The sequence below is a fragment of the Bacillus cereus group sp. RP29 genome (assembly GCF_040459765.1).
In the GTDB taxonomy this organism is placed as follows: domain Bacteria; phylum Bacillota; class Bacilli; order Bacillales; family Bacillaceae_G; genus Bacillus_A; species Bacillus_A paranthracis.
This window is the reverse complement of the sequence record NZ_JARVHN010000001.1, coordinates 3853968-3866123: the sequence shown is the minus strand read 5'-3', so window position 1 is coordinate 3866123 and position 12156 is coordinate 3853968. Positions and strand designations below refer to the sequence as shown.

Below are 12156 nucleotides of genomic sequence, written 5' to 3'. Positions count from 1 at the left end.
ATTGCTAAATTAAAGGGGAAAGAACTAAAGGAGGGAGATTATGCATCGCGGCAAAGGGATGAAGTTTGTAGGAGATTCTCGGGTACCAGTAGCTCGGAAACCAAATATTCCAAAAGACTATTCGGAATACCCAGGGAAAACAGAAGCATTTTGGCCGAACTTCTTGTTAAAAGAATGGATGGTTGGTGCAGTTTTTTTAATCGGTTATTTATGTTTAACAGTGGCGCATCCGTCACCGCTTGAAAGAATGGCGGATCCAACTGATGCTGGGTATATACCACTTCCAGATTGGTATTTCTTATTCTTGTATCAGTTATTAAAGTATTCTTATGCTTCTGGCTCATTTACTGTAATTGGAGCGTTCATTATGCCAGGGATTGCGTTTGGCGCATTACTGTTAGCTCCATTTCTTGATCGAGGCCCAGAAAGACGCCCATTGAAGCGTCCTGTAGCAACGGGATTTATGCTTTTAGCAGTTGCATCGATTATCTTTTTAACTTGGGAATCTGTAGCACACCACGACTGGGAAGCTGCAAAAAAACAAGGAGCAATTGTAAAAACAGCACCAGTTGATAAAAATGATGACGGTTATAAATTAATGCAAAAAAATACTTGTTTAACATGTCACGGTGACAATTTACAGGGCGGCGCAGCAGCACCAGCACTGCAAAATTTAACTTTGAAGCCAGAAGAAATTGCTAAAATTGCGAAAGAGGGAAAAGGTTCCATGCCTAAAGGTGTATTTAAAGGTACAGATGAGGAACTGAAGAAGCTTTCGGAATTCGTTGCAAAGTATAATAAAAAATAATAAAAAGCTGACTACAAAATTTGTAGTCAGCTTTTTATTTTGATGATAGAAAGTTTACTATATAATAGAGTAGAGTTTGATGAAAGAATGAAAGGTGTTGGACATACAGCTTGGTTTACTTGTATGCAATGTTAAGGCAACGCTCCGTATTATTATTTTTATTAGTTGTTAACATATTAGGTACAATATACGGATTCATATGGTATGGAAATCAATTAAAAGAAACTTTACCTATATTTTGGCCGTTTGTACCCGATAGTCCTATGGCAAGTCTTTTTTTTGTCTTTGTTTTAATCGCTTTTTTAATAAAGAGAAATTGGGGATTAATAGAGGCGCTAGCGATTGTTACTTTAATAAAATATGGTATATGGGCTGTTGTTGTAAATGGGGTTATGATCTATGTAAAAGGTCCTATTGGCCTTATCGGGTATATGTTAATGCTTTCGCATTTTGCGATGGCAGTACAAGCAGTGCTATATGCACCGTTTTACCGTATAAAAAAATGGCATTTTGCGGTAGCCGCTATATGGACATTACATAATGATGCAATTGATTATTTGTTCTGGCAAATGCCGAGATACGGAATTATGCATTTGTTTGTAGGAGAAATTGGTTATTTTACGTTCTGGTTAAGCATTGCTGTGCTTTGTATGACATATTATTATTGCTTACGTGAGAATCGAAAACAGTTTTCTTTATGATAGTTAGAATATGTAGGGGGAGAAAATGAAGAAAAATACGAGTGGTACAAAAATATTGGATCGATTGATTACGATAATTGTTTCATATAGCATAGCATTTTCTATATTTGCACTCGCAACAACGGCGGTTGTATATGGAAAATGGCTATATTATTTTGAAATTGATTTTTTGAACATTCCAGATTTAGCAGATATGACGAAGGATGATATTAAAAGAAATTATGATGTGCTTATCACATATTTATCGCCATTTTATGACGGAGCATTACATTTGCCAACACTAGATATGTCTACAAATGGCCGTGTTCATTTTGTAGATGTGAAAAACATTTTAGTAAAGATTCAATATGTAATGTATGCGACAATTATAATTGCAATAGTAGGCGGCATGTATTTGTTAAAAAAGAAAAATGAAAAGTTTTTACTACATGGATCTATTTTAACAATCATTTTTCCAATAGCGTTAATGTTACCGATTGTTATTAATTTTGAAAAGAGTTTTGTGATATTCCATAAGCTTTTATTCAGTAATGATTATTGGGTTTTTGATCCTGAGAAGGATCCGATTATATTAATGTTACCAGAAGAGTTTTTTATGCATGCAGCGTGTGCTATTTTATTATTTATTTTATGTGGTAGCATAATTTGTTATAGCTTGTATAAATATTTCGTAAAAAAGAAAAGGATTTCAAAAGAAAAATTCTCTGTTTAAAGAGAATTTTTTTGTTTGTAAAACGATAATATATTTTTCGGTCCAGTTCTGTTCTATTCTTGTCCACATTAACATATTTTGTACTAGTAGTTATAGGGGGGACCGTGATGAAGAGAACATTAATTGGACTGATTGCATTTCTAATTATCATGTTTCCGTTACGTATATATGCTGAGGAGTGGAGTGAACTAACAGGGTTGTTAGATGACTCATTACAATTAGTGAAGCGTAATGAAGATGAAAAAGCAGTACAAGTACTGCAACATTTCTCGGAGCAGTTTGTAATAAAGGGGAATGAAAAGAAGCAGGAAGTAACGCCAGATCAAGTTAGAGTTATTTCTTTAGCTTACGACAAGGCGAAACAATCTCTCGCGGAAGAAGATGTAAGGAAACAAGTTAAAATTGATAATGTGTTAGCCCTGCAGCTCGCTGTCGATGCGCAAGTATCGAAATATCAACCACTTTGGATGGAAAGAGAAGGAAAAGTAATGGATGCCTTTTCTCAAATGGAAAAAGCGATGAAAAAAGAAGATACGGGACAGTTTCAACAAACGTTAAACACATTTTTACATGAATTTAATATTATTTATCCAAGCTTAATGATTGCCTTGCCAGAAAATGAAGTGCAGCGTGTAAATGCCCATTTATCTTATTTAGATGAATTTCGTAACGTTATGTTAAAAACAAAAGGTGGGCAAATGCAATTAGGAATCATTAAAGGAGATTTGCAAAAAATATTTCATACAGTAAAAAAAGATGAAATTGCACCTTCTCTCATTTGGTTTATGACAATTACTGGAGGTCTTATTTTATTCACATTAACTTATGTTGGGTGGAGAAAGTATAAAGGAGAGAGAGAAAAAAGAAAAAGTAATGTACATTCTAAGAATAGATAATGTAATAAATAAAGATTCGGATTGTAAGGTTTATTCATTGACAATGGTGGCAGAAGAAAATAGAATGAGAAGTACTATAATTAAAACTTCAATGGAGGTTCATGATGTTTTATTTAATTTACTTCGCGATCATTTTGATCATACCGTTGTATGCACAGTCAAAAGTACGTAGTGCCTATAGCAAGTATTCACAAGTTTATTCAACATCAGGTATGACAGGAGCAGAAGTGGCTCGGAAAATTTTAGATGAGAATGGATTATACAACGTAGCTGTAGAAGAAACACCAGGTCATTTATCAGACCATTATGATCCAACTGCCAAAACAGTTCGATTATCAACAGATAACTATTACGGTCATTCAGTTGCTGGTACAGCAGTTGCAGCACACGAAGTAGGACACGCAATTCAAGATGCAAAAGATTATAACTTTATGCGTATTCGTCATTCGTTAGTGCCAGTTGCGAACTTTGGTTCAAATATTTCTTGGATATTTATTATGATCGGTATTTTTGCATCGATGGCCAACATGATATTTTTAGGTATCATTTTAATGGCAGCAGGTGTTGTGTTCCAACTCGTTACATTACCAGTTGAGTTTGATGCATCAAAGCGTGCGATGCAACAAATTGAAGCGTTAGGAATCGTATCAACAGATGAATATGGCCAAGCTCGTAAAGTATTAAATGCGGCAGCATTAACATATGTAGCAGCTGCAGCCGTAGCGGTATTTGAATTATTACGTCTCGTATTAATTTATACTGGTATGCAGCGTAGCGACGACTAAAGACTATCAATTTTGATAGTCTTTTTTGTTTTGTGGATTGAATTATATAATGTATTGCAAATAGAAATAATAGAAGTAATGCGGAAAGGCGGTGGGGAAATGAAATATCCAGACCATTTAGTAAAACAGGTGAAAGAGCGTAGTGCTCCTTATCAATTAGAAGGTTTTTTAAGTGGACAAGGCCCTGAAAATCCGAAATTTATGTTGTTAGGAGAAGCGCCTGGTGAAACAGAAATTCATAATGGGATTCCGTTTAGCGGGAGAGCGGGAAAACAATTAATGGGTTTTTTAGAACGTATTCACGTTACAAGGGAAGAAGTATATATTACGAGTGCTGTTCGGAGTAGACCTTATAAGTGGCGAGAGAAAAAAGAACGAAATGGTTCTATTATACAAAAAAAGTATAATAGAACGCCAAATCAAGGAGAAATAGTTGCCCATGCACCTTTGTTAGATTATGAATTAGAGAAACTAAATCCGAAGCTAATTGTCACGCTTGGCAATATCGGTCTTCAGCGTTTAACAGGAAAAGGTAAAAAAATCACAGATGTACACGGGCAATTATTCAAACAACCCATTCAAAAATTAAAGGATATGCAAAGTGCAGAATTTACATGGTCAGAGAAAGAATATCATATTTTTCCGACCTTCCATCCTGCTTCCATTTTTTATAATCGGAGCTTATTGGAGCTTATTTATGAGGATTTAGAGAAACTTAAGCAATACGTAATAAAAAACTAGAAAAGCTAAAAAGCTTTTCTAGTTGTGTTTATGTATGTAATGGGTTTTTATTTTCATCCAACGTAAAACCTTCACCAACTACATCATGTACGTCACTTACTGCAACAAATGCATGAGGATCTACAGAAGTAATAATATTTTTTAATTTCACGATTTCATTTTTAGCAACAACGCAATACAATACGTTCCGTTCCACTTTTGTATACGATCCAACAGCTTTTAAAAAGGTCGCTCCGCGCTCCATCTCAGATAAAATTTTAGCAGCAATTTCATCGTTTTTATCGGAGATAATAGTTGCTCCTTTTGCTGCATAGGCTCCTTCTTGCATAAAATCAATGACTTTCGCCCCGATAAAAACAGCAACTAACGTATACATACCCTCGCGATATGATAAATAGGTAAGGATAGAGACGATAATGACGATAGCATCAAACATAAACATCGTTTTCCCCATACTCCAGCCAACATATTTATGAGCGAGTCTCGCAATAATATCTACACCGCCAGTAGTTCCGCCGTATTTAAATATGATCCCAAGACCGATACCAATAAATGCCCCAGCAAATAAAGCTGCGAGTGTCATATCATTTTGTAAGTTTACATGTAAGTTGAGAACTTCGTAACGCTGAAAAATCCATAGAAATAAAGATACGCTAAAGGTGCCGATTAGTGTATATATAAATGTCGCTCTTCCAAGTAACTTCCAACCAATAAAAAATATAGGGATATTTAAAATTAAGTTTGAATAAGAAGGGTCAAACTTAAATAGAAAATACAATAATAGTGTAATACCGGTAAATCCACCTTCTGCAAGGTGATTTTCAATATTGATATTCACAATACCGAAAGAAAAAATAGCGGAACCGATTAAAATAAAAATGATATTTCGAATCTTCAAATTTGATGTCATATAGAAATCCCCCTAATTATGTAAATGGCATTGCTCCGCTGAAACGGTAAAACATAATGATAAGTAATTTCTAGTTGCTAGTGAAAATAGTGAAGGCTATAAAAAATGATTGGTTTAGGCTAATTTTTTGCCAAAAACGCAAAAGAAGTTTCACTTTATTATAATCTTTCCCAAAAAGGGTCGCAAATAGGTGTTTGGCGGGGAATAATATTTGTCAAATCGCGATGAATTGGCTAACATGAAAGAGGAAGGATTAGAGGTGAATTGTATGGAAGCGAAAACGATGAAGGATATGCAGAAAGAAGTTGATGCATATATTGGTCAGTTTAAAGAAGGTTATTTCAGTCCACTTGCAATGATGGCTCGTTTAACGGAAGAAATGGGGGAGCTTGCAAGAGAGGTGAATCATTATTATGGTGAGAAACCGAAGAAAACAACTGAAAAAGAACGTAGTATTGAAGAAGAGCTTGGAGATGTATTATTTGTTATGATTTGTATGGCAAATAGTTTAAATATTGATTTAGAAACAGCACATAACATTGTAATGAATAAATTTAATACTCGCGATAAAGATCGCTGGACACGTATTGATGAGGGAGAGAAAGAATAATGAAAGAAATTAAAGTAATTATCGCTGGACCAAGAGGACGTATGGGACATGAAGCAGTTCTTCTTATGGAAAGAACGGAACATTTTAATTTAGTAGCAGCAGTGGATTATAAGCATGGTGGAGAGAAAATCTCTGATTTACCGGGAATGCCAGCGCTAGATGCACCTATTTACGCAGATTTACATACTTGTTTAGAGGAAGTAGAAGCAGATGTGTTGTTAGATTTAACAACGCCAGAAGTTGGGAAACAACACGTTACACTAGCAGTTGAGCGTGGACTTCGTTCTGTTATTGGTACAACTGGATTTACAGAAGAAGAGCTAAAACAATTAACCGAGACTGCGAAAGAAAAAGCAGTAGGAACAATTATCGCTCCAAACTTTGCAATTGGTGCAGTTCTTATGATGAAATTCTCACAAATGGCAGCGAAATACTTCCAAGATGTTGAAGTAATTGAATTGCATCATGATCAAAAACTAGATGCACCATCTGGTACAGCGGTAAAAACAGTAGAATTGATTCGCCAAAATCGTGAATCAAAGCAGCAAGGTCATCCAAATGAAGTAGAGCAACTAGAAGGGGCTCGTGGTGCAAATGTAGACGGCATTCATATTCATAGTGTACGTTTACCAGGACTTATTGCACACCAAGAAGTAATGTTTGGTGGAGACGGACAAATGTTAACAGTTCGTCATGATTCATTCAATCGTGCATCATTTATGTCTGGTGTAAAACTATCAATTGAGACAGTAATGAATCTAGATCATCTTGTGTACGGTTTAGAAAATATTATCGACTAAAGGGGAGACAACGGATGAAAATTGCCTTAATCGCACATGACAAAAAGAAAGACGACATGGTTTCGTTTGCATACGCATATAAACCAATTTTTGAACAACATGAATTATTTGCAACAGGAACGACAGGACTTCGTATTATGGAAGCGACCGGCTTAGTTGTAACAAGATATCAATCTGGTCCTCTTGGCGGCGATCAAGAAATTGGTGCAATGATTGCAAAAAATGATTTAGACATGGTAATTTTCTTCCGCGATCCATTAACAGCACAACCGCATGAACCGGATGTGAATGCATTGCTTCGTTTATGTGATGTATATGCAATTCCACTTGCGACGAATATGGCAAGTGCTGAAATGTTAATGCACGCATTAGAGCGAGGAGATTTAGATTACCGCAAGTTAAGAAAATGAGGGGAACAATTATGAGTGGATTACATATATTAGCGTTTGGTGCCCATGCCGATGATGTTGAAATCGGCATGGCGGGTACCATTGCTAAATATACGAAGCAAGGGTATGAAGTAGGTATTTGTGATTTAACAGAAGCTGATCTTTCTTCTAACGGAACGATAGAGTTAAGAAAAGAAGAAGCGAAGGCGGCAGCTCGTATAATGGGAGTAAAAACGAGACTAAATTTAGCGATGCCAGACCGTGGTTTGTATATGAAAGAAGAGTATATACGTGAAATTGTAAAGGTAATTCGTACATATAAACCAAAACTAGTTTTTGCGCCGTATTATGAAGATCGTCATCCAGATCATGCAAATTGTGCAAAACTTGTGGAAGAAGCTATTTTTTCAGCGGGAATTCGCAAATATATGCCAGAGGTTCCACCACATCGTGTGGAGTCTTTTTATCATTATATGATTAATGGTTTTCATAAACCGAATTTTTGTATAGATATTAGTGAATACGTATCGCAAAAGGTGGAAGCATTAGAAGCGTATGAAAGTCAGTTTTCAACAGGGAGTGATGGTGTGAAAACGCCGTTAACAGAAGGTTACGTTGAAACTGTAGTCGCCCGTGAGAAAATGTTTGGAAAAGAAGTTGGAGTTTTATATGCCGAAGGGTTTATGAGTAAGAAACCGGTTTTATTACATGCTGATTTAATAGGGGGATGTAAATGAAATTAAAAATAGGTATTACATGTTATCCTTCTGTAGGTGGTTCTGGAGTTGTTGGAACAGAATTAGGAAAGCAATTAGCGGAACGCGGGCATGAAATTCATTTTATTACATCGGGTTTACCATTCCGGTTAAATAAAGTGTATCCAAACATTTATTTTCATGAAGTGACGGTAAATCAATACTCTGTATTTCAATATCCACCATACGATTTAGCGTTAGCGAGTAAAATGGCAGAGGTTGCACAAAGAGAAAACCTAGACATTTTACATGTGCATTACGCAATACCACATGCCATTTGTGCTTATTTAGCAAAACAAATGATTGGAGAGCGTATTAAAATTGTTACAACCTTGCATGGAACAGATATTACTGTGTTAGGATCCGACCCTTCGCTAAATAATTTAATTCGTTTTGGTATTGAGCAATCTGATGTTGTGACGGCTGTCTCGCATTCATTAATTAACGAAACGCATGAGCTTGTAAAACCAAATAAAGACATTCAAACGGTATATAACTTTATAGACGAACGTGTATATTTCAAACGTGATATGACCCAATTAAAGAAAGAATACGGTATAAGTGAGAGTGAAAAGATACTCATTCACATTTCAAACTTCCGTAAAGTGAAACGTGTGCAAGATGTTGTGCAGGCATTTGCTAAAATTGTTACAGAAGTAGATGCGAAGTTGCTTCTTGTTGGAGATGGACCAGAATTTTGCACGATTTTACAGTTGGTGAAAAATTTACATATTGAAGATCGCGTCTTATTCTTAGGGAAGCAAGATAATGTTGCAGAACTACTTGCGATGAGTGATTTAATGTTGCTTTTATCAGAGAAGGAGAGTTTTGGTCTTGTTTTATTAGAAGCGATGGCGTGTGGTGTACCTTGTATCGGAACAAGGGTTGGAGGTATTCCAGAAGTCATTCAACATGGTGATACAGGATATTTATGTGAAGTTGGCGATACAACAGGAGTGGCAGATCAAGCCATTCAGCTATTAAAGGATGAAGAACTTCACCGTAATATGGGAGAGCGAGCAAGAGAAAGTGTTTACGAGCAGTTTCGCTCTGAAAAAATCGTCTCACAATATGAAACGATTTACTATGATGTACTAAGGGATGACAAAAATGGAAAGATTTAAAAAAGCTAGTTCTATTATTGAGACTTTAAAGCAACAAGGGCATGAGGCTTACTTTGTCGGTGGAAGCGTAAGAGACCTTATTATCGATAGGCCGATTGGAGATATTGATATTGCGACATCTGCTTTACCAGAAGAAGTGATGGCTATATTTCCAAGACATGTTCCTGTTGGTCTTGAACATGGAACTGTAATTGTCGTAGAAAATGGTGAGCCTTATGAGGTAACCACTTTTCGAACAGAGAGTGAATATGAAGACTTTCGAAGACCTAGTAGTGTTCAATTTGTTCGTTCATTAGAAGAGGATTTAAAACGTCGTGATTTCACAATGAATGCAATTGCAATGACAGAAGAAGGAAAAATGGTTGATTTATTTGCTGGACAGGAAGCGATTCAAAAGAGAGAAATTGTGACAGTGGGAAATGCTGCGGATCGGTTTCAAGAAGATGCCCTGCGAATGATGCGTGGTATTCGGTTCGTAAGTACGTTAGGTTTTTCTTTAGAGACGAAAACGAAGCAAGCAATTGAAACATATGGACATTTGCTGGAACATATAGCAATTGAGAGAATTACAGTGGAGTTTGAAAAACTGTTAACTGGCACATATTGTGTGAAGGCTCTCAAAGAATTAGTAGAAACGAAACTATTTTCTTATCTGCCATATTTACAGATGTCAGAAGAGAAATTGTTAAAAGCTACGCAGTATAAATGGGATTCTTTTGAAGCAGACATTGAGGCGTGGGCGTTTTTCTTATATTGTATCGGGGAAGAACATCCAGCTGTCTTTTTACGTCAATGGAAGTTTTCGAATAAAAAAATAAAAGATATCGTCGCAGTTTTATTAACAATCCGTAAGAGAAAGGAGAAGGATTGGGATACAGTTCTTCTTTATAAAACGGGAATTCATATAGCTGAAATGGCAGAAAGAGTATATGAAGCGATGATTGAAAGCTATGATCATACAGCTGTTAACCGGGTACAAACGTTGTTTCAAGCATTGCCAATTAAGAGTCGACAAGAGATGAATGTGACTGGGAATGATTTGTTAAACTGGGCAAATAAAAAGCCAGGTCCGTGGGTTGCTGAAATGATTCAAAAAATTGAAGAAGCAATTGTACAAGGAAACGTAGTAAATGAGAAAGAGTGTATAAGGGAGTGGCTGCAAGAATGCAATCTACTATAAGAAAGCAGTTATTGCAAGTTTTTTCGGAAGCGGATGGCGAGTTTGTATCTGGTCAAACGATTAGTGATAAACTTGGTTGCTCAAGAACTGCTGTGTGGAAACATATGGAGGACCTTCGGAATGAGGGATATGAACTTGAAGCTGTGCGTCGATTAGGTTATCGAATTGCAAGTAAGCCAGACAAAGTGACTGCGAATGAAATACAGTTAGGGTTACAAACGAAACATATTGGTAGAACAGTGTATTTTGAAGAGTCCGTTGAATCGACGCAACATATTGCAGCAAAGCTTGCTTATGAAGGTGCAGAAGAAGGAACAATTGTTGTGGCAGAAGAACAAACAGCGGGTAGAGGTCGTTTAAGCAGAAAATGGCATTCACCAAAAGGAACAGGAATTTGGATGAGTATTATTTTACGTCCATCAATCCCGGTTCAACATGCACCACAACTTACTTTGTTAGCCGCTGTTAGCGTTGCGCAAGCAATTGAAAAGTGCACAGGTGTAAACGTAGGAATAAAATGGCCGAATGATATTTTAATTCAAGGGAAAAAGGCTGTAGGAATATTAACAGAAATGCAAGCTGATCCTGATAAAATTAATGCTGTCATTATGGGTATTGGTATTAATGCGAATCAAAAGCAAGAACATTTTGATGAGGAAATTCAGCATATTGCTACTTCTTTAGCGATTGAATCTGGTAAGCCAATTGTTCGTGCGGAGCTTATGCAACAAATCTTTTTACAACTAGAAAAATTATATGAAGAGTATTTACAAAATGGTTTCTCTGTCATTAAAATTCTTTGGGAAAGTTACGCTGTAAGCATAGGGAAAGAAATTAACGCTCGAACGATGAGAGAGACAATTACAGGGATAGCAAAAGGAATTACAGAGGATGGTGTATTGCTCCTAGAAGACCATGAAGGAAAAGTACATCATATTCATTCTGCGGATATCGAAATTAAGTAAAAGAAGTTCCTCTTTTGGAACTTCTTTTTTATTTCCATATTAATAAAATCTTTTAATATTTAAGTTTTATTTTAAAAGATCGTCCAGTTGAGTTTGCTTCTTATTTGACGATTACTTTACCTTCCATTCCTTTGAGGAGATGGTATCGACATATTAATTCATATGTACCGGCACTGTTAGGTTTCACGGTAATGTTTTTTTCTTTTCCTGAATCGACGACGACATCAATACCGAGTTTTTTGATTGTAAAGGTATGCTCACTCTTACCTTTATTTTTCAACAGTAATGTTGTTGATTCGTTAATTGGAATCGTGATGACGTTTGGATTAAAGTAATCATCGTTTAGCTCAACTTCAATCACTTTCGCTGACGCAATAGGTTGTGCCAAGTCGTTAACTGAGGCAAATACATTGAGGGAATTTAAAGTTGTTATTACCACAAGCATCACAAGAAAACCGATGAATCGAAATAACCATTTGTTTATAGACATTCGCAATTCTCCTTTTGTAAGTATATCTCTTCAATTAACCTGCATCATTATTTTATGAGTTATACCATGTATTTAAAAAGTTTATCTTTCTATGATTGAATCGTTCACTTATAAATTTCACATACCGTAATAAGAATAAAAATTATTTTTTCAAAAAAATGTAGTAATTCCTTTTTGGAGTTTGCTATAATTAGTTCGAATGTGGGCAGTATCAGAGCGAACTGCACCATGATTCGAAGCAATACGAAAAATAATAACTTGGATTCTGCCTTGATCCAATAACGGACTGG

General features: G+C 36.0%; 15 protein-coding genes. 13 read left to right on the top strand and 2 right to left on the bottom strand.

From position 1 onward, the window contains the following. The first annotated feature begins 40 nt into the window (after positions 1 to 40). From qcrC to QCI47_RS20400, 6 genes are all read left to right on the top strand, one after another. A complete protein-coding gene (qcrC, locus tag QCI47_RS20425) occupies positions 41 to 808 on the top strand; it encodes a menaquinol-cytochrome c reductase cytochrome b/c subunit (RefSeq protein WP_000554606.1) in 768 nt (255 codons plus the stop codon). Between the two features lie 110 nt (positions 809 to 918). Next, entirely contained in the window at positions 919 to 1509 is a 591-nt protein-coding gene (gene lhaT / locus QCI47_RS20420; RefSeq protein ID WP_000262820.1) for a lipoprotein heptaprenylglyceryl N-acetyltransferase LhaT, read from the top strand. Between the two features lie 25 nt (positions 1510 to 1534). Then, the gene (gene lit / locus QCI47_RS20415) at positions 1535 to 2221 is read left to right on the top strand and encodes a lipoprotein intramolecular transacylase Lit (protein WP_000742533.1); all 687 of its coding nucleotides are present in this window, start codon (positions 1535 to 1537) and stop codon (positions 2219 to 2221) included. A 107-nt stretch (positions 2222 to 2328) separates the two neighbouring features. Then, positions 2329 to 3117: a sporulation protein YpjB gene (gene ypjB / locus QCI47_RS20410; protein ID WP_000831595.1), complete on the top strand. Its 789-nt coding sequence runs from the start codon at positions 2329 to 2331 to the stop codon at positions 3115 to 3117. Between the two features lie 104 nt (positions 3118 to 3221). Continuing rightward, a complete protein-coding gene (locus tag QCI47_RS20405) occupies positions 3222 to 3902 on the top strand; it encodes a zinc metallopeptidase (protein ID WP_000499536.1) in 681 nt (226 codons plus the stop codon). 99 nt (positions 3903 to 4001) lie between these two features. Further along, the gene (locus QCI47_RS20400) at positions 4002 to 4643 is read left to right on the top strand and encodes a uracil-DNA glycosylase (RefSeq protein WP_074540234.1); all 642 of its coding nucleotides are present in this window, start codon (positions 4002 to 4004) and stop codon (positions 4641 to 4643) included. A 28-nt stretch (positions 4644 to 4671) separates the two neighbouring features. On the opposite strand, the gene QCI47_RS20395 is transcribed toward QCI47_RS20400, so the two are convergent. Then, the gene (locus tag QCI47_RS20395) at positions 4672 to 5553 is read right to left on the bottom strand and encodes a YitT family protein (RefSeq protein ID WP_000203301.1); all 882 of its coding nucleotides are present in this window, start codon (positions 5551 to 5553) and stop codon (positions 4672 to 4674) included. A 268-nt stretch (positions 5554 to 5821) separates the two neighbouring features. Here QCI47_RS20395 and QCI47_RS20390 point away from each other — a divergent pair, with 268 nt between their 5' ends. The 7 genes from QCI47_RS20390 to QCI47_RS20360 are packed head-to-tail and all read left to right on the top strand — an operon-like array spanning position 5822 to position 11376. Continuing rightward, on the top strand, positions 5822 to 6163 hold the full coding sequence (locus QCI47_RS20390; protein WP_002108639.1) for a nucleotide pyrophosphohydrolase: 342 nt from the start codon (positions 5822 to 5824) through the stop codon (positions 6161 to 6163). Further along, entirely contained in the window at positions 6163 to 6963 is an 801-nt protein-coding gene (dapB, locus tag QCI47_RS20385; protein ID WP_000658802.1) for a dihydrodipicolinate reductase, read from the top strand. Before QCI47_RS20390 ends, dapB begins: the two co-directional genes overlap by 1 nt. A 14-nt stretch (positions 6964 to 6977) precedes the next feature. Next, positions 6978 to 7373: a methylglyoxal synthase gene (gene mgsA / locus QCI47_RS20380; RefSeq protein ID WP_000684755.1), complete on the top strand. Its 396-nt coding sequence runs from the start codon at positions 6978 to 6980 to the stop codon at positions 7371 to 7373. A gap of 11 nt (positions 7374 to 7384) precedes the next feature. Continuing rightward, positions 7385 to 8089 carry a bacillithiol biosynthesis deacetylase BshB1 gene (gene bshB1 / locus QCI47_RS20375; protein ID WP_000015666.1) on the top strand — a complete coding sequence of 235 codons (705 nt, stop codon included), beginning with the start codon at positions 7385 to 7387 and terminating at the stop codon, positions 8087 to 8089. Further along, positions 8086 to 9231, top strand: a complete 1146-nt coding sequence (gene bshA, locus QCI47_RS20370) for an N-acetyl-alpha-D-glucosaminyl L-malate synthase BshA (RefSeq protein ID WP_000768296.1) — start codon at positions 8086 to 8088, stop codon at positions 9229 to 9231. Before bshB1 ends, bshA begins: the two co-directional genes overlap by 4 nt. Next, positions 9218 to 10411 carry a CCA tRNA nucleotidyltransferase gene (locus QCI47_RS20365; protein WP_061130707.1) on the top strand — a complete coding sequence of 398 codons (1194 nt, stop codon included), beginning with the start codon at positions 9218 to 9220 and terminating at the stop codon, positions 10409 to 10411. Before bshA ends, QCI47_RS20365 begins: the two co-directional genes overlap by 14 nt. Further along, a complete protein-coding gene (locus tag QCI47_RS20360) occupies positions 10396 to 11376 on the top strand; it encodes a biotin--[acetyl-CoA-carboxylase] ligase (RefSeq protein WP_001192048.1) in 981 nt (326 codons plus the stop codon). The genes QCI47_RS20365 and QCI47_RS20360 overlap by 16 nt, the downstream gene beginning before the upstream one ends. A 100-nt stretch (positions 11377 to 11476) precedes the next feature. Here QCI47_RS20360 and QCI47_RS20355 read toward each other — a convergent pair whose 3' ends face one another. Further along, positions 11477 to 11866 carry a cupredoxin domain-containing protein gene (locus tag QCI47_RS20355; protein ID WP_061130705.1) on the bottom strand — a complete coding sequence of 130 codons (390 nt, stop codon included), beginning with the start codon at positions 11864 to 11866 and terminating at the stop codon, positions 11477 to 11479. Between the last annotated feature and the right edge of the window lie 290 nt (positions 11867 to 12156).